Below are 25,318 nucleotides of genomic sequence, written 5' to 3'. Positions count from 1 at the left end.
TAACCCCTGTTGGGGACAAAGGCCATGGCGGACGCAGGCAGAGGAAGTCGCGCATGCGACGGCTGCTTGGCGCACCACCGAGACACCCCGCCCGTGGACCAATACATCGTCGGGGCAGGTCTCCTGGCTTGCTGGTCATCGCTGCTGTCCGGCCTTCCCGAAGCCGTGCTGGCTTCAGTGACATCGTTGGACAGTAGCTCGCCGCTCACAGTTGCGGGGGCAGCGCCGGCATTTGCACCGGCTTCCCTCTTAGCTCCGGATCAAGTGGGATTCGGAGAACCTCGACGACTTGGATTATCGACAGGAGGACTCTTCCGTCAACCTCTCAGATCATGTGCCAAGCTAATCTGCGACATCTAGGCGAATAACCGTGCCTTTCTATGAGCAGCGCAATCTAGCAACATACGGGACGAGCAGGTTGATTTGCGTGCTAACCAGACTTCAAAGTTCATCGATTAAGCCGGCTTCCTGTCGCCAGCCATCATGTAGGCCGCACGCCGACGCCAACGATCGCGTACCAGACGGTTCAATGACGGCAAACGCACTTGAAAGGATCCACAAACTGCGGCCGATACACTGAATGGAAACATCGAAGCGTGCGCAGGTTGGAAAGTCGACAAGAGGGACATAAAACCCGTGCAACTCTCCGCCCTCTCCCTGGCACAAAGAATGCAAGCCGCTCGACATACCCAGTCTCTCTTGCTGGGTATGTCCAGCTCAGCCAATTGAAGCTGTCGCGGGCTAGGGAAGTTAGCGGCGCGTGACATAGAGGGGAGCGGCTGCCCGCGCGGGATAGCCACGGGTGCCCCGTCGCCTCTCCGTAAACTTCTTGCGCCCGCTCATAGCAGCTTCAAGGTTGCCCGCTTTGAAAGATGTACGGATGAAACGCGATAGGCCGAGAGTTATGAAGAGAATGTCGGGAAGACCCGCGCTATGGCTTGCCCTGGGCGGACTTCTAATGTGCCTAGCCTGGCCGGCTGCCATGAGCAACACCATTGGCGCCAGCGACAACCCACTTGTCGAAAGACTCAAGTCAACGTGGCGAGCGCAAGATGGTGAGACGATAGAACAAATCCTCTCCAATGTCTCGAAGGTGGCACAGTTCGTCCCTCAGATGTGGGGGGTCGTTGAACTTGGCGAAAACGACTATGTTTTCGTTTCGTGGACCCGGCACCGAAACAACAAATCAGACGAACAGTACGCTATCACCTGGAAAGTCGCGCTCGACGGTACGATTGAGCTTGCGTCAACCTATGCGAAGCCGATGGAATTGGGCTGGCGTGCCCTAGCGCTCTCGTTGATCGCCAAAGAAGTCGCAGATGGTGAAAGGGACGCAAACCTTAGCTTTCTGCATGATCCAAGTAACTTCAACTTTGTGACTACGCCGCAAGGCCGGCTCGGCGATCTTCTGCGGCAGGGCCGATGCACTATCATTGAACCTGTTGGGGTAGACTACTTACCCAAGCAGAATGACAAGCCGAACGAGAAAGGCGATCTATGGCGCATTCTGCTCTTGGTGAATTGCGATATCCAAGGACCACGTTATTTTACACACAACGGGGTCATCACTTTCGAGAAGAGCGAAGGCCAAGATTGGGAGCCACAATCCTCTTTTGCCAAGCGCATCGCGAAATTTCCTCCGGGCTCCTGGTTTCAACGGACCGAGCCAAAGGAAGAGGAAGACTTAGGGGACCGAAGGCCTTAGTAGACGGCCGGGCAGAGCAACATCGCACCGCAGCTGCCGTACGGTCGAAAGCCTCGTACCAACTGCAAGACATACCCGCTCCGCAGTTGCGTTGCTTACGGCTCCGCAATAGTCCGGCTGCCCTTCTCGCAGCAGTTCGGCCTGCCCTACGAAAGGTCAAGCAGCATGATACTTTTCCGCCAGGTGTCGAGCTCAGCGGCGCGTACTAGTTTGCGACTGGTTTGCCCGCCTGCACTCCACCCAGTGAGAGCAACCAGGTTGCGGGGGACTAGCTCTCCTGCATTCTTCGCTAGAGCGCTTGGGGATGCGTCCGACCCGAGCCGATGAGGCGTGCGCTCCGCACATCGCGTAGCTGCGTGACATACGCAGGAGCGTGAACGTAGCGACGCCCGGCACTAGGGACCGACGCTGAAACGAAACGGGCTAGGAAGTTACACTGGTAGCAAGCCCGGCACACCCGCTGAGCGCCTACTCACCGCAGGGCGAAAGCTCCGGAGATGTACAGAATGTCGAGCGCCAAACTGACTCGGCCTAGATTTCCTCGCGCTCATTCGTCTGCACGTCATAGACCCGGATCGTAAGCTTGGGAAACCGCTTCTTTAATTCTGCTCCACCTGCCGTGGCACCGTCTTTGGTTGCGAATTCGGCTCTGAGTTGGCCATCTACTTCAAGCGCGTAAGATGAGACTGTTACTTCCCGAACGACTGCCACCATGTCATTCCCATTATGTAGTGAGGTACTTAAGAATGATGTGTAGCTTGAGTCGGCTAACCGCACCAGAGCTATTCGCCACGAGTGCGCGATGGGCAATCGCGTATCGTGGACTGTATCCTCACACTGAATTGCATCAGGATGGCGCTCGCGATTGTCCGAACACGTGGGCAGCTTGCGCACGTCCGGAGCGCACACGGCAAAGCGCGGCTCCATATCGCAACCGTTCCAAGTCCTGGAGCAAACGGGCGCTGATGCCGGCCTTCCTGGGTAGGCCACTCGAGATCGTGGGGAACCGTCACGACCGAAGAGCGGCCGCCCGTAGCGCCGACGAGTCATAAACAATTCAGTTCTTGTAAAAGCGTATGGGCGGTAGCAGCAACGACCTACGGTGCAGCGCGGAGGACCAAATGCCACAATGCGATTGATAGCAACGATCATCTGGCTCGGTGTAAGAAGGCGTCGGATTTCCGCGCTTTGCTCGAACAAGAACGCTTGATTTACGCAGCGAGCATCGAGGCTGAACTCCGCCACGTAATTGTCTACACGGACAGAGCGAGCCAGACCAGATCATTTTGCAGATCTTTGTCGTGACAATACTTTGGGGCGAACTCGTCGTGCTCGTCGGCACGGTCTAGTTTGCCAATAGGAGTCGTAAGTAACAATAGCAAGGTTGCTCGTCCACCCCCAACGCCGCCGCGAGCGCCGACGCTTCATTAGTCGCTCACTTTTTGCAAAGGGTGCGCACAGCGTTTCGAGGCTCCGGGTTTGTCCAGCGCCGCGAGTACGGCGCAAAGCCGACGAGACTCTCCTCCCAGGTTCAGAGGGTCACAGTACGCTCCCAGTGAGAAGAACCGCCGATGCTCGAGTGATACCGCCGCACGCACCAGAAGAAATCTCTTGATCCTTACGCAGCGTCAGGTCGTAGGTTTGAACTCACGCCAAGCTCTCATAAAGCACACATCGAAATACGCCGGCTGGACGGACCTCTGCCATCGAGCAGTCGGATCGCACCGTATCGTGCGTGAACATGGATCAGGAGCGAAAGGTTATTGTCGGGATGACGCACCGCGGAATCATGTTCGCATTGTTCGTTCTCATCACATCTCCGGTCTACGCCGCGACACTCAGCGGTGTTCCGCGCATCCTCGACGCCAATACGATCGAGATCGAAAGAACGAACGTTCGGCTCCTAGGCATCGAAGCTCCTGAGACGGATCACATTTGTCTCGACGCACAAGGCCGGAAATGGGCCTGCGGCCTAGCTGCTCGCGACGAGCTTATCAAGCATTCGAATGGGCGCACGTGGGTTTGTCATACCCAAAGAGTCGATGAGTATCGGCGAGCCCTCGGTAGCTGCTTCATCGAAGGCGAGGATGTGAACGTCTGGATGGTACGTGCGGGCTGGGCACTCTCCGCCGGTGCATCTCACCATACCTACGCTGTCTATGAGTTGGTGGCGAGCACAGCTAACACGGGGCTGTGGTCGGGGGCGTTCATCGCCCCCTGGGACTGGCCTCACCGCAATAGGAGCACGATTGTCGTTGGCGCGACCTTGGTCCCGATCGACGCTCAGGAAGTCCTGCTTGGATCGCTCCTGCTGGCGGAACCACCGTCGTCCGAGTGCCTGATAAAAGGGACTCTCGAGCGCAACGGCGAGCGGACTTATCGCGTGCCAGGGCAGCGCGGTTACGAACAAATCGACATGACGAAGAAGGGCGGCGAACGCTGGCTCTGCAGCGAAGCGGAAGCCAAAGCGACTGGGTGGCGTAAAGCCGTGCCATGAGGCGACACATGCAAGCAGCCCATTCTCATCGCATGTACCATTTAACCAAGCACGCGCGCTCGCGCCGGTCACTGTTGCTGTTCGCAGCTTCGACAGTTTTCCTGCGGTTCGGCGATAAGATTGCCGAGGCGAAGGAAGCAAAGGGCCTGCCCAAACCAAACAACCTGCTCTCGCCAAATGCTGCCCTGGATCGGCTGCTGAAGGGGAACGATCGCTATTTCCAAGGCGCATCGCGAATCGACGATTTCAGGCGCGAGCGGCCAGTCTTGGTTGAGGGACAAAATCCATATGCAGCGGTTCTGAGCTGCGCCGACTCCCGCGTGGTCCCCGAACTTATCTTCGACAGCGGACTAGGTGATCTGTTTGTCTGCCGCGTCGCCGGCAACTTCGCTAACGAGGATACGCTAGCCAGTATGGATACGCGGTTGCCATACTCAACACGCCGCTGATCCTCGTCCTTGGCCACGATCATTGCGGTGCGATAAAGGCTACGATCAAGTCGCTCTATGAAGATAAGCGGCCGCCGGGGCACATCTCGTCCCTGGTCACTGCACTTTCTCCTGCAGTGAAAGCATCTTGCGACCAAGCCGGCGACGCGTTCGCCCAAGCAACCCGACAAAATGTGGTCGATAACGTCAACAAAATCAAATCTACGGGGCCAATTCTGAACGCTGCAGTCGAGCAGAACCGACTGAAGGTCATCGGGGGGCTGTATCGGATCGACACCGGCAAGGTCGATATTGTGAGCTGATGCTAGCGCCTTCACGCTCCCGGCAATCGTACGCCGCCTGATACATCGGTTCAGTTCCGCGCGATATTATTGGTCCAACGTCCACCACAAATACGCCCGGACACTATCCGCTCCACAATTGTCATCGCTTCAGGAATCATTAGATATGCGTGGCCTCATAATTCTTCTCGTGTTTTACGCACTCATGTTGGCAACGCGGGGCCAGCAACAAGATACGCACATAGCGCGTCCAACAGCATTCATGGCTCCTGATTGAGCCGACAACCCAATGGAGGTGGTTCAGGCAGCAGATCGCCATGCGAAGCATTGCAGGGTCTGAACTCCGGAGCACGCGACGATCCCGGGAGCTTCTCAGCTTCGACCGGAGCAAGGCATTCAGGGTCCTACCTTGATAACCGAGCTCAGCCTGGGCTGAGGATCACATAGAACAACCAGCATGACTGCCCGGCCCGGGGCTTTTAAGGCAGCATGCTACCCGCATCAGTACCGGAGAGCCTCCTGCATCGGCCGTTTGTGAGACCGCGACCATCGGAAAACCAGCCGCGCATCAATCATTCGTTAGACCGTCTCGTTCGCCGTCCTCCATGAGGAGATCGAAGAACCTCGAAGTTTACAAAATTCGCAACGTTCGTGGTGTACGCATAGTTGTCGCACGAATTTGGCAAGCTCGGCCAAGGCCGCAAGCATAGATAGGAGGCGCCACCGGCCGCAAGAGAATCGGTCAGTCGAGAATGCGCACGAACTTGCGTTCGGTATGCCAGAACGTGGACAGACTCGTCTGTCGCTGGCAACCCAAAACCTGTTCGAAATGCCTCGTCTTCGCTTGGATGAGCGGGACACTCTTGCGGTCACCTCGAACCGGAGTTCGATCGTGCAACTACAGCGTCTGGAGCCGCCGTGAGTTTCATGAACACCTGCGTACTTGAGCCGCTTCTAAGCAAGCGCTTACCAGCAGTCGCACGATCAGCACATTTGGGCTGTTGGTAGCGTCAGGAGACCGAAGCCGGACTTAGGCTTAAGCAGGAAGGTTGAACCCGGTTGGTGGCGGTCGCGGTCCGCCCCTGGGGTTTTCTTCTCCGCTTGTTGAGTTAAGGACATCTTGTGCCTGAAAGCAAACACGGAGACACGAGCATTGCGCTGGCACGGCACGGCGGAGTGATCTCGCGCGATTCAGACAAAGCCCGCAGCCATGCTTGATGGCACGTCAATTGCTGGGAAGACGGGCAAGAGGCCGCAAGCTTGGGCGCTCTCCCAAGCACAACTCAGGAATTCCAAACGTGGTTCCCAAGTGTGACCACACGTTCATGTTGAAAGACATGCACCGCATGCCCCGATCGACCGCCGGAGATTCAGTGCGGCAAACGCGGATCGATGCCGCCGCAGCCTATCGGCTGCTTTGCCGGCCACTCAAGTTTGGGAAGCTACCGTGTCCACTCTCATGGACTGATATCAACTGAGACAGCTTTGAGAACGCCGTCCAGCGGGGGCCAAATCACCTGGCCTCGCCATGCGGGCTCCAAATGAATGACACGCGGCGATGACCGGCTCAAGACACGGAGGATGATCTATGAACGCTCCACCAGAAAAGGGGACTTCCAGAACCCACGCCGCGCCTGCGACCTGGGCTAATCTGTCGCCGCTACTCGTCGAGATCCGTGCGCGTCGCAACGAGTTTAGCCGCACGCAGAAGATTCCAAAGGAAATCATCGACGGCTTCAGACGCGTCGGCGTCTATCGGGCTATGACTGCCAAGCGATTCGGCGGTGAGGAGCGAACGCCAGCCGATTTTTGTCGGCTGGTGGAGCGCATTTCCGAGGCCGACGGCTCCGCCGGTTGGGTCGCCAGCTTCGGGGATGGAGCTCGCTACCTCGCTGCTCTTCCGGACGGCACGCTTCGCAAAGTGTACGCCAATGGACCTGACGTGGTGTTGGCGGGTGCGCTTTTCCCACTCCAACCCGCTAAGCGATGCGCCGAGGGACTTATCGTGAACGGCGTGTGGCCATTCGCTAGCGGCTCACCAGAGGCGGATTTGATAGGAGTTGGTATCACGTTGGAAGACGATCCGAGCGGTGACCTTCCGCGTGTAGCGGTGATGCCAGCCGAGAAGGTGACAATTCGGCCGAATTGGGACGTCATCGGACTGCAAGGCACCGGAAGCCACGATGTCGTCGTCAACGACGTCATTGTGCCAGAGGAATGGACCTTGATCCGCGGCGGTCCGCCGACACTTGACGGGCCGATCTATCGTTACCCAGCCGTCGCCTTCGCTGCGCAGGCGCATGCTATTGTTGGCATCGGGATTGCGCGTTCCGCAATAGAAGAGGTGATCGCCATGGCCCAAACTCGTGCCTCGATCACTGGAGCGCCCGTGTTGGCTGAGCGCGGCTATGTCCAGCTTGAAATCGCCAAAGCCGAAGCGTTGCTACGTTCCGCTCGTTCTTTCTTTTACGACGCCACCGAGGAGCTGTGGAAGGAAGCGCTCAAGGGTGAGGTAACTCTTGGCACCACGATGCTAATGCGGCTCGCGGCAACGAACGCCGCGCGGCAGGGCGCTGAGGTCTGCAGGGTTGCCAGCGGTCTGGCTGGAACGGAGGCGCTCTATAGCACCAGCAATCTGGCGCGGGCCATGTGCGATAGCTTCGTGGTTGCCCAGCACGCAGCTTTAAACGAGGGAACGCTCCAGAGCGCTGGCCGCGCCCTTCTGGGAAGTGTAATACAGCCGGGCTTTCCATAAAGTGGGGCACGCACGGCAGGCCACACGCCACGCCAACGGATTACCGCAGTTGCGTGGTGAGTGGGTCCGCCGATGAGGACGTGGCCCTTGTTTCGATGTGAACAAAGACACCGCTGTGCAAAGGGTCCCGCTACATATCCTGGGCTACCATCGTTGTCCGAATATACGAGCCCTCGTAAGCCTCTTAGCCCCTGCGCCCATCATTGACGTTGCCGAGCAGGATACACCTGAACTTCTGCGAAACGGCTCGTTCAACTCACGAACTCTCCAAATCACGCGCGAGCGGGACTCTCGCACCGGTTGCCTACGCGCTTTGCCCGGCCGGCTATCTTGCGGATCCATGGCGGCAGCAATACAGCCAGCCCTATGCGGTCAGGATGGAGTGATATCGGCAAGCCGGACGTGGTTCTGGCTGCGTCGGTGAAGCCGCGTGATCAGATTGGGCGTGATCGGCATTAGATCCTGGCGAGTGTCGGTGGAGCGGATCCGACGTTGCGGCGCCAAGAGCGCGCGAGCGCAGCGCTGCTACGGTTCGATCGTAACGGTAGCCCCACGCCCCCGCCTTCCTCAGGGCCGCGTGGAGCCCACGACCGCCGTGGCGCTGGCCGCTCCCAATGGACCGGCCGACATGCACGCTAGCCCGGGGATCCGCTAGGCGCGCGAATTTTTGAGCAATACATCACCTTCCACTGCGCGCGGATAGTGAGCCGCCACTTCAAAGGATGGCAATAAGTCAAGAATGGCTTGCAAGGACAACTGCCCTTCGTAGAGCTCGCGGTCACTATACTCGGTGTAGATGAAACGTGTGTTGCTCAAGGTCCGCATACCGCCGGCGATAACGTCGGCTTCGGCTCCCTGAACGTCCATCCAAATAAAATCGACTCCGTCCAGCTTGGCCTCGCTGCACCAGTCGTCCAGCCGCCGTGTTTCAACCGAGACAGGATGATCAAACCGAACCCAATCGTACTCGGTAAGATGGTTCTTTGGACGGCGTATTGAACCGGATAGGTCCCAATCCTTCGCATCGCCATCTGCATTGCTGGGGTGGAAGTCGATCCTTCCGTTTCGATCACTGATGGCTATTTCAAACAGCTTCACCCTATTGAGGGATGAGCCGAGCTTCTTCTTGAAGCGCGCGATCGCTCGGGGGTCCGGCTCAAAGCAGTAGAGCTGGGGCTGCGGGCACAGTTCGAGGAACTTTTGCGTATCAGTCCCGTCATTGCAGCCGATATCCAGGATGACTGGATTCGGCTTCTGAAGAAGTGAGATGATGTGCTGATGTACTTCTACGGACGACACAGCTGCTTTTCCATGGTGCGCGGAGATCTGGTGAATTTCCACATCACACGCCAGAAGCCGCTGCACAACGTATATCAAGGTATAAGATTCATTTGTCAGTCAGTCCTCTTGATCCACGACAGCTGTTTGGATGCCATCGACATGAAATGGAGAGGCTATCCCTGGCGATGCAAGTCTCGAACCTATCGTCGGAAAGCGCGGCCTCAGTGCGCCAGATGGTCTTATTGGCTCTTTCGAGTTGCCGAAAGATCGCCTTCGTTTGAGCGTCACCTGTCGGATATGGAAGACAATTGCGCCGAATGTGCTCTGCCGAGTGATGGCCGCCATCTCAGATTCGCTGCCAGTAGCTCGCGACGGTCTTTCCCTCGGCAGCGGGCGCGAGGAACGAGGTCGGCGAAAGCCCCGATGCACGCGTTGCTCGGCGCAATCAAGCTTTCGCGGGCTCGCAACTTTCTTCAAATGCTGCCGGCTTACGAATGACCAGAGTCAATTCGGTAGGCCATAAGTGCCGTGCCACGGCTGGACACCGGCAATCGGTTACAATTCGGTGGTGACCTGCTAGCAGGCCGCCTCTTACAAGCAGAACCTGCTTTTTCGATATCGTCGCATACTGTTCGCATGCACGACTCCGGCAGATTTGACGATCCGCTCTTCGATAACGCTCGTGGCCCGCACGCTTCGCCGGCCACGACTGCTAGATTGTACCGCCAGGTAATCATGCGCAATCCCCACGTCGTCGAAACACTCTCCGATCAGTGCAACCGCCGTCCGAGCAAGGTTGAAGTGTCCTGGGGCTCAATGCCGTGCTTCGAAGAAGCGCAATGTCATTTTCACAACAGCCGGGGGGCTGTGCACCTCAGCGCGTATGCTTCCGGACAAGCGCACACGCTGCCAGGCAATGCTTTTGCAAAACTGTACGGATAGATCGCTCAGCGCATTTGTGGCCTGACTCTTGCTATAGTTTACTGGCCACACTGTGCCTAATCCCAACTTGTTCAAACGCTCAGGAGACCTCTATGAATTTCCGACCGCTTCACGACCGCGTCGTGGTCAAGCGCATCGACGCAGAAGAGAAGACCGCTGGTGGCATCATCATTCCGGACACAGCGAAGGAAAAACCATCGCAGGGCGAAGTCATTGCAGTTGGGCCGGGCGGCCGCGATGAGAGCGGCAAGCTAATTCCGATCGACATCGAAGTCGGTGAGCGGGTGCTTTTTGGCAAATGGTCCGGCACCGAGGTCAAGATCGATGGGCAAGACCTGTTGATCATGAAGGAGAGCGACGTGATGGGCGTTCTCACCGATGTGTTCTCAAAGAAGAAGGTCGCCTAATCCTCGGCTCGCACAGCTCACCTTCCTGAGGAGAGCCTACCGGGCGCGCTGAAGGATCATTTAATTGGAACTGAGGGAATTCTCTATGTCAGCTAAAGAAGTCAAGTTCGGAGTAGATGCGAGGGATCGTATGCTGCGCGGCGTCGACATTCTCGCCAATGCCGTGCAGGTCACTCTTGGTCCGAAGGGCCGCAACGTCGTGCTCGACAAGTCGTTCGGCGCGCCACGTATTACCAAGGACGGCGTTGCCGTTGCCAAGGACATCGAACTCGACGACAAGTTCGAGAACATGGGTGCTCAAATGGTGCGCGAAGTGGCTTCGAAAGCTGCGGATGCTGCCGGCGACGGCACCACCACCGCGACCATCTTGGCCGCCGCAATCGTGCGTGAAGGCGCCAAGTCGGTTGCCGCTGGCATGAACCCGATGGACCTCAAGCGAGGTATTGACCTCGCGGTCGAAGCCGTCGTGGCCGACCTCGAGAAGAACTCGAAGAAGGTCACCTCGAACGACGAGATCGCCCAGGTCGGCACCATCTCGGCCAACGGCGATGCCGAGATCGGCAAGTTCCTCGCCGACGCCATGAAGAAGGTCGGCAACGAGGGTGTCATCACCGTCGAGGAAGCCAAGTCGCTCCAGACCGAGCTCGACGTGGTCGAGGGCATGCAGTTCGACCGTGGCTACATCTCGCCCTACTTCGTCACCAACGCCGACAAGATGCGCGTCGAAATGGACGACGCCTACATCCTCATCAACGAGAAGAAGCTCTCCTCGCTGAACGAGCTGCTGCCGCTGCTCGAGGCCGTGGTGCAGACCGGCAAGCCGCTGGTCATCGTCGCCGAGGACGTCGAAGGCGAGGCGCTTGCGACCCTGGTCGTGAACCGCCTGCGCGGCGGCCTCAAGGTCGCGGCCGTCAAGGCTCCGGGCTTCGGCGATCGCCGCAAGGCCATGCTGCAGGACATCGCGATCCTGACCGGCGGCCAGGCGATCTCGGAAGATCTCGGCATCAAGCTCGATAACGTCACGCTCAACATGCTCGGTCGCGCTAAGAAGGTGATGATCGACAAGGAGAACACCACGATCGTCAACGGCGCCGGCAAGAAGGCCGACATCGAGGCGCGCGTGGCCCAGATCAAGGCGCAGATCGAGGAGACCACCTCGGACTACGACCGTGAGAAGCTCCAGGAGCGTCTCGCCAAGCTCGCAGGCGGCGTCGCGGTGATCCGCGTCGGCGGCGCGACCGAGGTCGAGGTGAAGGAGCGCAAGGATCGCGTTGATGACGCGATGCATGCGACCCGCGCGGCCGTGGAAGAAGGCATCGTTCCGGGCGGCGGCGTCGCCCTGCTCCGTGCTTCCGAGCAGCTCAAGGGCCTGCGCACCAAGAATGACGACCAGAAGACCGGCGTCGAGATCGTGCGCAGAGCACTGTCTTGGCCGGCCCGCCAGATCGCGATCAATGCCGGCGAAGACGGTTCGATCGTGGTCGGCAAGGTGCTCGATAACGAGCAGTACTCTTTTGGCTTCGATGCGCAGACAGGCGAGTACAGCAACCTCCTCTCCAAGGGCATCATTGATCCGGCCAAGGTCGTGCGCATCGCGGTCCAGAACGCCTCCTCGGTGGCCGGGCTGCTGATCACGACGGAAGCGATGGTTGCCGAGCTGCCGAAGAAGGCTACGGCTGGTCCAGCAATGCCTGGCGGCTCCGGCATGGGCGGTATGGACTTCTGATCCACTTCTTAAATTCTCGATGACATGCGAAACCCTGGCAATAATGTCAGGGTTTTTGCATCGAGCGGCCGGTAGCCCGTTGCCAGCCCGCCGAAGGTCCGGCCCATCGGTCTATCCGCGGCGGCAGCACCCCAACTCAATTTTCTTGACCGTTCCTTCCGCGACGACAGGACCGCGTCCGGTAGGACGATGAGTCGGTCTATGGCGAAATGACTCACGAAGCTGCCTCTTCTCATCCAAATGTTCGACCCCTTGGGGTGCGGTAGACTCGGCGCCGCCTGTCCGCTTTCCACCTCCTTGCTTTTGCTGTAGCGTAGCTGGAGGCTTGTGACCTAAGGGCTTGTTTGAACCCGGAGTACATTCTCAAAAACCACAGTCTTTGCGGAAAGTGCGATGATTATTCTGCGCCTCGTTTGGTCCTCGCGGACGGGGCTCCCCTCAACTCCCCTGCTGCGGACGTCGGGGCAGGACATGCTTAAGAGTGATCACACACTACAATCGCAAGGCTTGCTTTGCGTCCAATATATACGGTATCCGATAGCAACGGCGGTGCTTTGCAAAAGAGCTCGCCGGGGGGGCGGCTGCACGACAGTCCGGCCCCGGCACGGCCCCACATTGCGCCTGCATCCACACTATACCAATATCTGGCCAACGTAGCCTCTTGGATGAATTGGCACGAAACGCGTTCAGGATCATTGTGATCTTATGGTCATGTACACCCAAGTTTACGCTCACCGGGAGACACAGGAACGCTTAGCTGAAGGGCACGCAATTGCACGATACTCCAGTTTCATCCCTGGGCTCAGTCAGCTGACTTTCGCAGACGCGGATGACCGCCGAGCCTTCCCTCCGACCGTACACAGGGTTTTGGCAAGGCAGGGACTGTTCCGGCTCACCGCACCAGGAGAGCACGGCGGATTAGCTCTCTCTTTGCAAGAGGCTATCGACCTCATCTCCGCCACGGCATCGTTGGCTGCATCGATCTCATTATCCGTAACTTCCTAGCCTTACCCTGCATGGAAGCAACCCCGTAGGCACGGTGTGCTTTAAGCGTCCTGCTGCCGCCTTCTCGCTGGCACATGGTATATGCGAATTTTCACGACCTCTTTAAGGAAGAGCTTGTGTCTGTACTCAACGATACTTTTAAGCGGCTCTTCCGTTAGGCGGGTGGCGGGGTTCACCAGGAGGGCCTCCCCCGCACGGTCCGTTTTCGCCTGACGCATCGCGCCGGTTTCGTCAGCTTTCGGAAAGCTCCCCCGTCTACATTGATGTTGAAGTTAGCAGCACGTGGTAGGGACAGCGCTTGCCCCGAGTATGCGTGGGGATTTTGGCGCCGAGTCACGTTTCTGCTAACTTCAACCAGTAGTGCGAGCGTCGCAGAGAGAACATCTCATACATCCAGTCCGACCAAGGTCGTGTCGCGCGCGGGTTGCTTCCGGGCGTGAGACTGGGATCAGATCCGCACTACCGGGTGGCCGTCTTCCAGATCGAGCTCAATGCCCGCATGCGCTCGCTCCGTCGAGAACGAACAATGTCACCTCGCATTATTCGGCAAGTCACTTCTCAAACGGCTTTGTAGTCCAGCTCGGCGGCAAACTTCGACCGTGAGACTTGGGACGACACAGTGCATAGTGTTGCCACTGAGCTAGATCGTGGATGAGGCCTTCACCGACAGCCGACGTTACGAGAAGTGCAGCGACGAGGAAAAGGCATAGATTGTTGCGGAGCTCGTGGCGAGTGAGGACTCGGCTTGTCCGGTACGACTGCATGCAATTGTCGTCGGCTGCAGTTATTCGGTTCGCGACTCAGTATCAAAAGGGCCGGCCAGGAATCCGAAGCAGTCGAACCACAGCTTGTGCCGGCTCTGTGAATGCCTAATCAGACCTTAGCCCTGAGCGCGATTAGGGGGCGGGCATCGGAACCCACACGAGAAAGTCAGCCCAACGGGCCATCGATCCCTGCCCGAGTGCAAGCGCTCGCCATTTAGGCCCTGAGGACGGCGAGGGCGCGGGCTCAAATCTGAGCGATCTGGCGACCTATATCGCCTGAACATTCTCCCCCTCCTCCAGAGAGCATCCGCCCAGAGCACGGGTCCAACATCCGAACACCGTGGCGAATGCACCATGGTAGGCGCCGCGGCTGTCGCGCATCGACCGATGAAGTTCCGCACGGTGGCATCCGGCGAGGTCCGTTGCCACCTAGAAAGTCCTCACATCATCCTTTGTGTGGCGACAGTCGATATCCTTTGTGTGGCGACAGTCGATAGTTCAAGGTTGTTCGGGGGGCTCCTGTAGCGCTCCGCAAGACTCTTGAACAACCCTCCGAGCCGACCCGACGGAACATCAAATTCGCCATAGTTTGGATCAAAGAGGGTCGTCGCTCCATTCGACGTCACTGTCGCAATAATGTGGGCGCCACCTCCGGCGAAACCCATCCTGACCAAATATATGGACTCATCCTTGGTGATCTCCTTCACGATCTCAATGCACGAAGATGCATCAAACCTATATCGCGTGTCTTCAGCGAACGGCTCTAGGCCAGCCTTGCGTAACGTTGTGCTTCTTGCTTGGAGGTTGCCCCCGTCCGCCCCATCGTTTATCAATTGAGCCTTGAGCTTTTCGTACTGTTCCTGCCGGCTTGCTGCTGAGCGGTGCTTTTCAGTGTCCGGGAGCAGAGCCCTCATTCGGGATGACGGGCTACTTGGGAGGTCAAGGAGCCATTCCGCTACCAATCCAACACAGATTCCGTTGACATTGGCTTCGGACAATTCAGCAGTCCTGTAATTGAATAGAGAGCGAACGGAGCTAGGAGTCGAGGATAACTCCGAGCTGGAGGACAGAGAGGATATGCTGTAGCGCGAGGCGCTTGGACTATCAACGATTACATCTGAGGTATGCGGCTTGCTGAAGCAGAGCCCCATCCTGTCGAACAATTCGCCGGACGGCCGGCTCTCCCGTCGCGCGAGTTCGCTGAGTGTTTGCGCAAATTCGCTACTGTCTGCGGGCCTGTTCGATCCGTCAGCTTGAACAGCGCGTGTGTACTGGCCATCGACTCGATTATACATTCTGGTTCACCTGCTTCTTCGGCGCACGCCTCCTCAGAGGGAGCGAGCGAGAGGGAGCGCGCTGCTTACATCTTGCGGCGCATGATATTGCAACAAACTGACGAAGAGCTGACCACCAAACAGCTCAGGGACGCTACGGCCAATTGGTTGCGCGACAGTGCCTGCTCACGAGCGCGGCTGCAGGTGTGAGGCGATGGCCGAACAGCTAGTGACTCTTGCACCCTGACAGAGGGCGAGCTTGGAATTGCAGATGCAGTCAGGATGATGGTTGCGCTGGACAGCGTGACCAATCGGTTTGGTGGTCGATCTTACTTTTATCGTGTTGCGCCGGTCGGCCGGCCTAACTTCGCCTCCAAAAAGTGCGCAATTCGCGTCCCCGTGATCGGCCATCGGCCAGTGAGATGCTGTTGTTGCGGCTGACGTACCTTCAGCGCTGATCTGAAAACCCGGGTTTAAACACCATTTACGACCTTGTTCACTACAACACCTCGCGCAGACATTTCTCCCGAATCAATATGCCGTTAGCCGTTCCTGTTTGACGGCTGCATTTCCGGCTTATCTTGCCTGCACACTGCAACAGTCGAGCGAGCCCGACATACACCCGCATGTGACACGTCATTTCGGGAAGCCGAGCCGGTGCTTGTGCACCTGCTCGACCTCACCTTCTGCTCGACTTCTGTCAGCTCAGGCTGTCATGCTGTCGCGCTCATTCGCGCGAACAACGTTGCCGCATCTGAGGGACTTAATCCGACGACACCTACGAAGCTTGGGGACGGCATCGGAATGTCTCGATAGGTGGGCCTCCACAAGTGGAGGCAATATCGGCTGTTATTCACGTACCTCGAATGCGGCGGATGCAGTTGCATGACGCACTCTTCTTGATCCCAGAACAGGTCTTTCACAAAGCACATCTCGTCCCAGTTCGGACAGCGCCGCGGGGTCGAAACAGCGACGTGCTCCCAGCCAGGACGGACAAATGCACTTATCTTGAGTTCACACCCACAAGGCCCCTGCACAAGGAACAGACCGCGAGGGCCTGACCCTGGAGCGGTAGCGAACCGGCCGTGTTGCACGCGGCCGGCCTCCAGCTTGTCTATCATCTGCGCTCGCACGCCCGCTCCTTTGCCTCTCGGATAGCCCTGACATCTACGTAGATGACGTTGTCTCGTGACAAGTTAACCTGCTCGGTCCTCGACCCAGCGCTCCTAAACCACTCTACAGCGCGCCATCCGCGAAAGCCGTAGATGTGTATCATCACTCACTCTCCTCTGATTATTGCTCTAAGACGTATTGCGCCCTAGGACCGCCGGTTGCCTGAGCATGAGCGGTACCACTATCTGCGCGTCGGGTGGCTCGAGCCGCCGATTGCACCTGCTGCTACTTATTTAAGTCCGTCATTAAGTCTCTCCGAGGCGTTTGTCATCGATGCCAGGCAGTATTCACCGCTCATCGCCGGCGGAGCGCACATCCCGCATGAGCAGTCGAAATCGGCGAATCTTGACGCGTCACCTCGTCTTCAATGAATTGGTCTTCCTCATGGCACGCTCCCGTGTTGGCGACGACTCATCACTCGACGGCCTCCTCGCCAAGGCTGAACAGTCCTAATGCGCCATTTATGTGAAGATTGTTCATTTCTATGGCGTCCAAATCGGCACGCACATAGCCGCGGACGCAGGCAGCACTTTCTTTGAACTGAACCCTTCGGTGGATCGCCTACGATCTTGGTCGTAAGCTAACGGTCAGGAACAATGGTTAGTCGATCTCATCGCTGCAACTGCGAATGTCGCCGCTTTCTCTGCGCCACTAAGATGCAGCCCCTAACGCGTTGTCCACGGCATGGCGCTCGCGAACCGCTCACCTTTTACCGCTAAGTCGGGTGTTGCTTGCGACATGAATGTCGCGACTCCGACGTCGCGCAATGGCTCCGTGTCACCAATAGACCGCATCAAAAGCGCTGCAGACAGTTCTACCTCGTGGCATGTCGCTTGCTGTGCTGACAGAACGCGACCTCGCTGTAGCGAAAATGCACGAGCAATGAATCGGCCGGACGGCCGCCGCAACGAACTTCGGTTCTGATGCCCAATGAAAAGAGGATTGCTAACTTATGAGTGATGGGAGGCATGCAAAGCTTGGCATTTTTCTGTTGACCGGCGCTCAGCCTAATGAAACGACACATTGGCGCGCAACAAAGCACCGAACGATCATGCATGTCGGCGCCGATCGTCCCTCCCGGCGACCCAAGAAAAGGTGGAACTTGTGGCTTCTGGCCGCACTCCTCGTAAATGCGCTGCTTTGGGCCGGGATCTACTTAGTCATCGCGGCGTTCTTCTGAAACACTCTCGCGCATGGCACACATGGACTTATGGCGCCCCTCGCGATCCTGGGCTGCCACCGCTGCGAACGAACTGGTGGCAGGGCGCTTCCGCTGCTACCTGGACATTGAGTGCGCTGCTCCGGCGATCGCAAGGGCATTTCGACTTACCCAGATGTCTGGAATTTGGCACACTGATGTGCCGCTGCAGCGTGAGGAAACGCGAAATTGACCTTTAACAGCTCGACGCGTCCGCGGCGAGTGGCATCCGGTCTTCCAAGTGAGGCGCGACGGATCGACTGCAAGGGAGGACTAGTGCCCGTATCCGGCTTATGTGACGGTTAGCTTTCGAGAAGCTGACGAAACCAGGCGACCTGGAGGAAGGTTGGCCAAGCGGCCGGCTGGGCACTCACGGGTGTGGCATAGGACGGTCAGGCGCCTTGCCTTCTGGCTCACTCAATGCTCCGTACAGGCGGCAGTTAACTTTCTTGCTGATCGATATCTAGCCATTGGGTCGGCTAGAGATGACGGTAGCGACGTTACAGCTCTTGCTCAGGCCACGTATCGTCCTCATTCTTGCGCATCTGCCAGAAGTGGGCACGCCGCGCTAACTTGTCGTACTCCAATGCGATTTTAAGCAGCCTGTCTTTGGCTTTTCCGTCGATGAGCGCTTCCGCTTTCTTTCGCGTTGCTTCCGCGCGGCCTCGCCAGTGATCGGGCTGGTACAGTTTACTTTTCGGATTCATGCCGAGAGCATGCAATCCGTAGATCAACGAATTGCGACAGCGACCCTCCGTATCATCACGTAGGAGCGACGCTCGTGGCACCGGCTGCCGAAGCAGTCAGCCCCCAGTCGAAAGCAACCATTCAGAAACGGCCGAATTCGCATTGCAGTCGATGCTCATACGGAGAATGCACAGCAACCGACGGCTTCAGACCATTGCTCCCACCGAAAGACTTGAATCGCACCCAGCGTTAGATTGTAGGGTTCTGGACAAGTGGGGATCACCTCTGACAATCAGTCGCGTGACAGTTCACGATCATTGGAATGCCTCAAGTATTTACAATCGTCCGGAACGACCGAACAGAGAGCCTCACGTCATCCAGGCGCGAGCCTGCCTCCGATTTCTGGAATTCTATTCCTGCTTCTGCTGAACGAATCGCGGGTTACGACGTCTGCGCGGCCATGGTCCGAGCACCGCAGCCTCCCCTGACCCGACGCAAGACGCAGCCTAACTCACAGATAACCCCGCCCAACCTCTTCAAACAAAGTGGAACAGAAGCGCGATGACACCAAACATTGTGTCAGCCGGTCATCATGGTCGCTCTTGCAAGGCCGATCGTAATCGGCATGAGCCCCCACCTGGGCATCGCGCGAATGAGCTGCGATACAGCCTGGTATGACCTGTTTTTTTGGAGGTGGGCTATGGCAGATGCCATGCATGAAGCCATGCTTGATGCCAGGCAGGAAGGCGGCTCCTATAGACCAAATCGCGTGACATCAGCAGGGCGGAATATCACACCGAACACTTATCCACTTTCCCGGCCCTGTCGAGCGCTGCCGTGCCAGCTTCTGCGGCGGGCGTGCCCTTGGTCTGCGTTGGGAACAAGGCGTTCGTCGCCGGTCAACAAGATCGGCATCACCGTGAATACTTCAACATCGATACGGGCAAAGCCGAAAAGGTGGCCTTAGATGACGCGGTGTTGTTCACGGAATGGGCCGTGGGGCATGTCGTCGACGGAAAATTCGAAGAAATCTACAGATACCCTCAGCATGGTACTTCTTAAAGAGGAGCGGCAAGCCGCTTGAAGTCCCCGCCCTTCAATCCGCTGAATCTGCACCAACGGTGCGAGCTGGAGTCACTGCTTCCAATCACAGTCAAAGGAACCTGATATGATGCCTATTGAGGAGTCCTTTATTCGAGCGATACCGTTGCTTGACGGACCAAAACCGACCGAGCAACGGGCTGAAATCGTCGCGCACCTGGATACTATTATAGACTATGCACGCGATGATGCCGGAGGAGCGCCTAGCCCATATTTTCAAAGCGATGGCCCTGAACCACCTCGACAGTATCGGTCGAGGACGTCGACTATTGTTAAGGCAAAAATGGAGCTGGGTGTGATCGTCACTCGAAGAATTGATTATAGCTATGGTCGAGCGAAACCGCCGCGGTCCCCACGACCTGAACCGTTGCCCACCTTGGCGAGAAAGTTCCTAGGATGGCGGAAACGTCAATCCTCAGGATTGGATTGAGAGCTGTTATAAAAGATCGCCACTTCAAATAAGTGAACACGTCGTCCTTGGTGCCACTAGCGACTTGTCCATCGGACAAACGAGCACAGCCAGAGCAGGAAACGAGGGATCTGCCAAATCGATCGACCTTCCCAGACGTTTTCCATTTCTGAGTTCTCCCACCGGTTTTCTTGAATATCATTGCAACGCCTCTGCCAATGAGCCTCCTAATTTGAGCTGCTCATATCGAGCGAGACCATGGTTCAGGTGATGGCCCGTGAAGAGCTTAGCGCGTTCAACCGATCGAAAGTCAGAAAGGGGCAAGAAACCATCTTCTAAAGTAAAGGAAAGGCTTGAAACACTGTCCAACTGATTTGAAAATCCCAGGAGTCCGCACCACCTAGAGCGCGACCGGCCGAGGCGATGAGTTGCGCGTCGTAATCGCCAGGTCGTCGGCTACGCTGCTCGGGCCGGCGAAGCAGGCGATCGTTCGCCCATATGGGCATCAACTTCGCGAAGAGCAAGGCAGATGCAGGCGCGTGCAGTCACCCCCACCTGACGTGTTCGCTAGACTTCTGGCGCCCGGTGCGATTGTCGCAAGCGCTGCCTCGCATGGACAAGTCGGTACCTAGGTTGCTTTGACGTCAATCTTCTTGGGCGGCTTCTGAGCTTCCGCATTTTTCGGCAAGGTCACCCTAAGGACGCCGTTCTTGACAGAGGCCTCAATCTTACTGGCCTCCACACATTCCGGTAAGCCGAAGTAGCGCGTGAAGGAGCCGTAACTGCGCTCCGAGAGGTAGTACTCCTTGTGCTTCTCTTCCCTGTGTTCTTTTTTCTCACCTTTAATGGTCAGTCCGCCATTGATGACCTGAACCTCTATGTCCTTTTCATCGAGTCCAGGCAGTTCGGCTGTGCTCTCGTAAGCCTTGTCGCTTTCACTAAGATCCACTGCGGGGCTTGTGGCGGCCTTCTTGGCAACCGACCTTCCAAGACTAGCGTGCGCGGGGAACGAGCGGCGCCAGAAATCGCCGCCAAAGAAGTCTTCGAACAAGCGATCCACCTCGTTGCGCAATACTTCGAGTGAGCGCCATGCTTCAGGAAGAAACGCGGGCTCACTAGCCTTCCTGGTGACGGGTAGTCTCGTCTCATTCGCCATGCTCTAACTCCATGTTTGAGATCATTCTGGGCGCAATCCTCTGACTGCGCTGAGCGACCGGGTGGTCATAGACGTAAGAGCAACCGATGTGCCAACTCGCCTCCTGATTGAGCGCTCATGTGTGAGAGAACATATTTGAGGCGATGGCTACGGGCGACCAGTCGAAAGTTTGGAAGATTGAGCAGGACCCATCTGAAATAATAGGTGGTCCCGGGGAATGCTCCCTAAGAATGCGACGTCCGCTGTCTAACAAAGACGACCCACAGCGTCTGATTTCTGCCAGTGTTGGTTTTCGATCAGACAAAACCTGTGCAGCAGAACAGGAAGACGGAAGTTGCTTGGCCATACTTCGTCACGGCAGCAACAAGATGCCTGGCATCGACTTTGCATAGAGCGATTCGGGAACATCGTGGAAAGTCACCCCTGCTCGCAAAACGTCCTCCTGAGGTTACGCTTTCTTGGTCACACTGACCTCGCTTGCGAGCAGTTTGCCGGATGAAAGACGCCGTAGACAGGCAATCCGGCACCACAGCGTGAATCAGCACTATGGGGCGGCATCGACTCTAGAACAGAGGAGGTCAGGCCATGTCTGACTCGTTCCAGCGCTCCAACTTGGCCCAGTCAATGGAAGCGCAACATGCAGAACTCGAGCACGCGCTCACCCGCAGCCCATTCAGACACCACGCTGATCGCATGGTCCAACAGGGCGCGAAGACCATCAACATTCTACGCTTCAAGGACATCCGGGCATTGAACGACAACTATCGCGATGAGTTCCCTTTCGGTGCTGTTGACCGGGCGTCTGAACTTCAGGCACAGATCTATCACACAATCGTCCGCCCCTTCGTCAGAGCTGCAGTCACAACCTTCACGGCCCAAGCTTGCCGACATGATGTATGAGCTGATGTTCCACAGCATGTGGAACACTCCTTTTCAGCCACTATTTTGGTGATCGCTACGAAGTGCAGGCGAGGCAAATGGCGCGGGCCAGGCGGGCGACGCTCGTCGTCGACGCCGTGATCGAGCGAGACAGCACTATGCGAACAATATGGGGGGCCGTGGAGGGTAACAACGCAGCCCACGAAACTGTCCTCGTGGTAAGCCACAGCGACGGTACAAACATTGTCGAGGAGAGCGGTCACATCGGTTTGGTCGAACTCGCGCGCCGCTCGACCGTTGGCACGCACAGCAATCTTCGTGTTAACAGCTGGGCACCTTCGAATCCCGGCGGTCACTGACGATGGCCAAGCCACTTCGCGCTGGTTGCGGGACCACCCGCGTTGGTGGGCCGGTGGTCCGGGAAATCGCCACGCAGTGGCAGGTCTGGTGATCGAGCACCTCGGTGCTCGGGAATACCGTGACGATCCTCTCAAAAATACCTGTGGCCCGACAGGCAACCCCGAATCCGAACGGCTCTACGCCTCCAACCCGGAGCTGACGGCGCTTATCGAATCAGAGTGGCGTACAACCGGGCAAGCGCCGAGAGTGTCGGCCCCAAACGCGCTCATTCAGTTGGGCGAAGGCCAGCCGCTCTACCTAAAAGGCATCCCAAACATCGCGCTCGTCACCGTGCCGCAGTACCTACTTAGTATTGAGCCGGGCGACGCGTCGCTCTTCTGGACAGACAAGTCAGCAGCTTCGCGCGACTGCTGCGACGAATTGACACCATGCCCAGCAACGAAATCGGAACCCTCAAGGCGATTACTCCACTCGCGAAGGCGGCTGCTGCGCTGCGCGCGATTGGTATTCTGACTCGTAGCTCGTCGCACTGGCGATGAATCGCTTGCAACAAGCTGCAAGCGTACCGAGAACAGTAGTTATCCAAAAGAACGATAAGAGCGCCTTTCGTGTCCCCTTCTGGCACGGAGCTCAAACCACTCTCCACCCTTTATGGCCACGGGTTCAAATTCGGACAGTTGGTAAATTACTCGATGGTCGAAAAGCCGGATATGTCCGCCATTCATGACAATCATTCCGCTGCGGCTGCTGCTCGCCGCATCCGACTGAGCGCAACGTTCGTTGGCGGGATATGGCCCACTACCGAGCCGCCCGGCCGATTGCCGGGCGCTGATCGGTCAGCTTCCCGGTCTTCGGGGTCGAGGCCCTCTGCATTCCGTGGCCTGCCAATGAGGAGACCCGGGAATGACGAATTCAGAGACCGGCGCCACGCCGTTTGCGACGCCGCAATCACTGACCGACTGGCGCGCGCGCTTCGGCTATTCGCAGCGACAGGCCGCCGATGCGATCGGCTGCTCGCGCGGCGCATGGGCCGGTTATGAGCAGGGCGACCATCCGATCCCGAAATACATCTCGCTCGCCGTCGCGGCCGTATCGCTTTGAGTTGGCCGTGACGTCTGATGAGATCGAGACGCGGGCAGTCGCGGCGATCCGCAAGGCTGATCATTTCACCGCATCCATCTTCCTCGGTCGCAGCAAGTACCGCATCGAGAAGCGATCGACCGTCATCGCCGCGATGCAAGCCGCCCGCCAGATCGAGAACGATCCCGCCGCCTTTACTCGGCGCGCCCTCATTTACGCCATCGCGACCGACGGCCACGCCACGCTGTTGACCGCTGCGCTACTCGCAAAGCTGCTTTCGCTCAAATCGTAAGGCCATCCCGTTTACCGCGGTCAAGCCACACAATAGCTGAACTCTTCTAACGAACGCGATGTGCAATGAGCGTCCCAACTCCGCCCCTCGGCACTGCAGCAAAGTTGCGTCACGGTCTAGGTTTTCGCGGCAGACCGCAGCATCTCGGTCTGGGCCGTGACGTAAAGTGTCCGCCAACAGTCCCGCAGCTCCGGGGTGAAAGAGGCGCCTACCTTGCACTTAAGGGTCCACATCAAGGCCTCTCCCATTGCGACGTAGTGCGCTGGCTGAACGCCAAGTCTGGCGTGTTTGTGACCTGAAAGCGCGATCAGCGATTGGAAGATCGGTCTCTCGTCGAGCGAGGCGACCAGCGCGGTGATCATATCCAGCACCTTCATGCGTTGCCGCTCGATGTCTCCGGCGAGCAAATCTCTTGCATCGGGAGCTAGTTCGACGAACCGTGTGTAACATAGATTAGCGATGTCACGACGGATCGGCCACATCGCATCAAACGACATCCTTATGAGGTCGACCGCTCGGGTGTCATTGGTCAGACGAGCAGGCTCGTAATGATTGGCTTTGTGATCTGACACATCGCCCTTGTCATCATACGTGACGACGGTGACAAATTCGTGGACTTCGGGCGCATTTGGCTTTCATGCCACTCGACGTGGACTAACCCAGAACCGCAGCGAGGGGTGGCTCAGCGAGATTGATGGCATATGGCACCTCGGCTCCGAGGCGCACATACATCCTTACGTCAATTCTTGAACATCAATGACTACTAGCTTGAGAGGAGAGCAGCGCGCCAGAAATATTCAGTTTCCGTCTCCCACGCGATGCAACGCTTCCGCCCTGGGGAAGATCAGTATGTCGTGGCGATCGCACTACCCCAGCGGTAGTTCACGCTGACCAAACCGATATCGACGTCCTGACTGATCCGGGCAGTCCCTGCAAAAGCGCCCGCCGGAACACCCCCGATTCCGGGTGAAAAAAAGAAATCGACATCCCGATGGCCCATGAACAGGTGATCGTATTCAATGCCGACGGACCAGTTCGGAGCGAAGCCAAATTCAAGGCCGGCCCCTACCGTGCCGCCCCAGCGGGTTTCGCTGCCGTTGTCGATAGTCAGCCCAGACGTAGAATCGAAGACCCGGTATTTGTCACGGACGACTGCAGCCCCACCTTTCACATAGACCAGCACATTATTCCAGGCACAACCGACTTAGCCCGTGAACAGGCCGAGTGCATCAAGCTTGGATTCATCCCGGACGCCTGCGAAAGCAAGGTTGGCATTGGAGCCCTTGAAATCGGCCCAGTTGCCCTGCGCCTCTAGGCCGAACACCGAGTTCGCTATTTGCCAGCGGTATCCGATTTGACCACCGACCGTGCCTCCAGTCCCATTATGGCACCCCATGGCAAGGGGCGGAGCGACGACAACGCCGCTGGCGTTGACTAGGTCCCAGCACTTATGCGCAGAGCCACCGCCGCCATTGATGCCGACGTAAAAGCCGCTCCAATCGTAGATCTGGATGACCGGCGGAGGCGCTTTGACGTAGGACCGGGCGGCCAGATCAGCAGCAGAGGCAGGAGCAGCCAGCGTGATGAGGGCTATCGCGCCCAGCAACAATTCTTTCATTCTTCTCGACCTACTTTCGAATGCGACTTCCTTGACGGTGTATGGACGACGACTGACATGTGTCCGTCTGTCCAGCAATCGCCAAAGTTGGTAGTTGACTGCGGGTCCTAAGAGGCCGGTGAAGTTGGCGCGATTACGTTGGAGCGTGGCGGTCGCCGCTGCCGCGCCGCTGTGCCGAGGGGACCCCGGCCATCGCCTGCTTGCCACGCGCAATTCCGCATACATCCCGGCGCCGCGCCGATCGATCTCGGCATAGGCGATCTCCTTCGGCACGAGCCG

General features: G+C 57.7%; 16 protein-coding genes, 2 pseudogenes and 1 riboswitch. Of the genes and pseudogenes, 12 read left to right on the top strand and 6 right to left on the bottom strand.

From position 1 onward, the window contains the following. Nucleotides 1-95 precede the first annotated feature (95 nt). Nucleotides 96-299, bottom strand: a riboswitch (cobalamin riboswitch). A 683-nt stretch (nucleotides 300-982) separates the two neighbouring features. The 4 genes and pseudogenes from DCG74_RS37700 (at nucleotide 983) to DCG74_RS37685 (ending at nucleotide 7,687) form a co-directional block, all read left to right on the top strand. Beyond that, nucleotides 983-1,705 carry a nodulate formation efficiency C protein gene (locus tag DCG74_RS37700; RefSeq protein WP_246709091.1) on the top strand — a complete coding sequence of 241 codons (723 nt, stop codon included), beginning with the start codon at nucleotides 983-985 and terminating at the stop codon, nucleotides 1,703-1,705. A gap of 1,810 nt (nucleotides 1,706-3,515) precedes the next feature. Continuing rightward, a complete protein-coding gene (locus DCG74_RS37695) occupies nucleotides 3,516-4,202 on the top strand; it encodes a thermonuclease family protein (protein ID WP_373569542.1) in 687 nt (228 codons plus the stop codon). Between the two features lie 8 nt (nucleotides 4,203-4,210). Beyond that, nucleotides 4,211-4,953 (top strand): annotated as a pseudogene (locus DCG74_RS37690) (carbonic anhydrase). Nucleotides 4,954-6,520: 1,567 nt separating this feature from the next. Next, on the top strand, nucleotides 6,521-7,687 hold the full coding sequence (locus DCG74_RS37685) for an acyl-CoA dehydrogenase family protein (protein WP_172789408.1): 1,167 nt from the start codon (nucleotides 6,521-6,523) through the stop codon (nucleotides 7,685-7,687). 651 nt (nucleotides 7,688-8,338) lie between these two features. Here DCG74_RS37685 and DCG74_RS37680 read toward each other — a convergent pair. Beyond that, nucleotides 8,339-8,986, bottom strand: coding sequence for an FkbM family methyltransferase (locus tag DCG74_RS37680; RefSeq protein ID WP_172789416.1), 648 nt, complete (start codon nucleotides 8,984-8,986; stop codon nucleotides 8,339-8,341). Nucleotides 8,987-10,002: 1,016 nt separating this feature from the next. Between DCG74_RS37680 and DCG74_RS37675 the strand changes: the two genes are divergently transcribed. The 3 genes from DCG74_RS37675 to DCG74_RS39155 all read left to right on the top strand — a co-directional run bounded on the left by DCG74_RS37675 (nucleotide 10,003) and on the right by DCG74_RS39155 (nucleotide 13,048). Continuing rightward, nucleotides 10,003-10,317: a co-chaperone GroES gene (locus DCG74_RS37675; RefSeq protein ID WP_172789409.1), complete on the top strand. Its 315-nt coding sequence runs from the start codon at nucleotides 10,003-10,005 to the stop codon at nucleotides 10,315-10,317. An 85-nt stretch (nucleotides 10,318-10,402) separates the two neighbouring features. Beyond that, nucleotides 10,403-12,043: a chaperonin GroEL gene (gene groL, locus DCG74_RS37670; protein WP_172789410.1), complete on the top strand. Its 1,641-nt coding sequence runs from the start codon at nucleotides 10,403-10,405 to the stop codon at nucleotides 12,041-12,043. 705 nt (nucleotides 12,044-12,748) lie between these two features. Next, nucleotides 12,749-13,048 (top strand): acyl-CoA dehydrogenase family protein, encoded by a 300-nt coding sequence (locus DCG74_RS39155; RefSeq protein WP_373569504.1) that lies wholly within the window; start codon nucleotides 12,749-12,751, stop codon nucleotides 13,046-13,048. Between the two features lie 1,204 nt (nucleotides 13,049-14,252). On the opposite strand, the gene DCG74_RS37665 is transcribed toward DCG74_RS39155, so the two are convergent. Continuing rightward, on the bottom strand, nucleotides 14,253-14,963 hold the full coding sequence (locus DCG74_RS37665; protein WP_257187602.1) for a YopT-type cysteine protease domain-containing protein: 711 nt from the start codon (nucleotides 14,961-14,963) through the stop codon (nucleotides 14,253-14,255). A gap of 2,994 nt (nucleotides 14,964-17,957) precedes the next feature. Continuing rightward, the gene (locus DCG74_RS37660) at nucleotides 17,958-18,164 is read right to left on the bottom strand and encodes a hypothetical protein (protein WP_172789412.1); all 207 of its coding nucleotides are present in this window, start codon (nucleotides 18,162-18,164) and stop codon (nucleotides 17,958-17,960) included. Between the two features lie 817 nt (nucleotides 18,165-18,981). Here DCG74_RS37660 and DCG74_RS37655 point away from each other — a divergent pair. After that, nucleotides 18,982-19,206 carry a hypothetical protein gene (locus DCG74_RS37655; RefSeq protein ID WP_257187515.1) on the top strand — a complete coding sequence of 75 codons (225 nt, stop codon included), beginning with the start codon at nucleotides 18,982-18,984 and terminating at the stop codon, nucleotides 19,204-19,206. 1,076 nt (nucleotides 19,207-20,282) lie between these two features. On the opposite strand, the gene DCG74_RS37650 is transcribed toward DCG74_RS37655, so the two are convergent. Beyond that, entirely contained in the window at nucleotides 20,283-20,810 is a 528-nt protein-coding gene (locus DCG74_RS37650) for an Hsp20/alpha crystallin family protein (protein ID WP_172788352.1), read from the bottom strand. A gap of 585 nt (nucleotides 20,811-21,395) precedes the next feature. Here DCG74_RS37650 and DCG74_RS37645 point away from each other — a divergent pair. The 4 genes from DCG74_RS37645 to DCG74_RS37630 all read left to right on the top strand — a co-directional run bounded on the left by DCG74_RS37645 (nucleotide 21,396) and on the right by DCG74_RS37630 (nucleotide 23,421). Further along, nucleotides 21,396-21,710 (top strand): DUF3141 domain-containing protein, encoded by a 315-nt coding sequence (locus DCG74_RS37645; RefSeq protein WP_172788351.1) that lies wholly within the window; start codon nucleotides 21,396-21,398, stop codon nucleotides 21,708-21,710. A 414-nt stretch (nucleotides 21,711-22,124) separates the two neighbouring features. After that, the gene (locus DCG74_RS37640; protein ID WP_172788350.1) at nucleotides 22,125-22,562 is read left to right on the top strand and encodes a hypothetical protein; all 438 of its coding nucleotides are present in this window, start codon (nucleotides 22,125-22,127) and stop codon (nucleotides 22,560-22,562) included. 390 nt (nucleotides 22,563-22,952) lie between these two features. Further along, nucleotides 22,953-23,150, top strand: coding sequence for a helix-turn-helix transcriptional regulator (locus DCG74_RS37635; protein ID WP_172788349.1), 198 nt, complete (start codon nucleotides 22,953-22,955; stop codon nucleotides 23,148-23,150). A 7-nt stretch (nucleotides 23,151-23,157) separates the two neighbouring features. Next, on the top strand, nucleotides 23,158-23,421 hold the full coding sequence (locus tag DCG74_RS37630; RefSeq protein ID WP_172788348.1) for a hypothetical protein: 264 nt from the start codon (nucleotides 23,158-23,160) through the stop codon (nucleotides 23,419-23,421). A 116-nt stretch (nucleotides 23,422-23,537) separates the two neighbouring features. Here the strand turns inward: DCG74_RS37630 and DCG74_RS37625 are convergent, their stop codons facing one another. Both DCG74_RS37625 and DCG74_RS37620 read right to left on the bottom strand, forming a co-directional pair. Further along, nucleotides 23,538-23,993, bottom strand: coding sequence for a globin domain-containing protein (locus DCG74_RS37625; RefSeq protein WP_257187514.1), 456 nt, complete (start codon nucleotides 23,991-23,993; stop codon nucleotides 23,538-23,540). A gap of 272 nt (nucleotides 23,994-24,265) precedes the next feature. Next, a pseudogene (locus tag DCG74_RS37620) lies at nucleotides 24,266-25,039 on the bottom strand (outer membrane protein). Nucleotides 25,040-25,318: the final 279 nt, after the last annotated feature.

Origin of the sequence: Bradyrhizobium sp. WBAH42, from assembly GCF_024585265.1 — a bacterium.
Classification (GTDB): Bacteria; Pseudomonadota; Alphaproteobacteria; order Rhizobiales; family Xanthobacteraceae; genus Bradyrhizobium.
The sequence above is the reverse complement of the archived record's forward strand: the minus strand, read 5'-3'. Positions and strand labels throughout refer to the sequence as shown.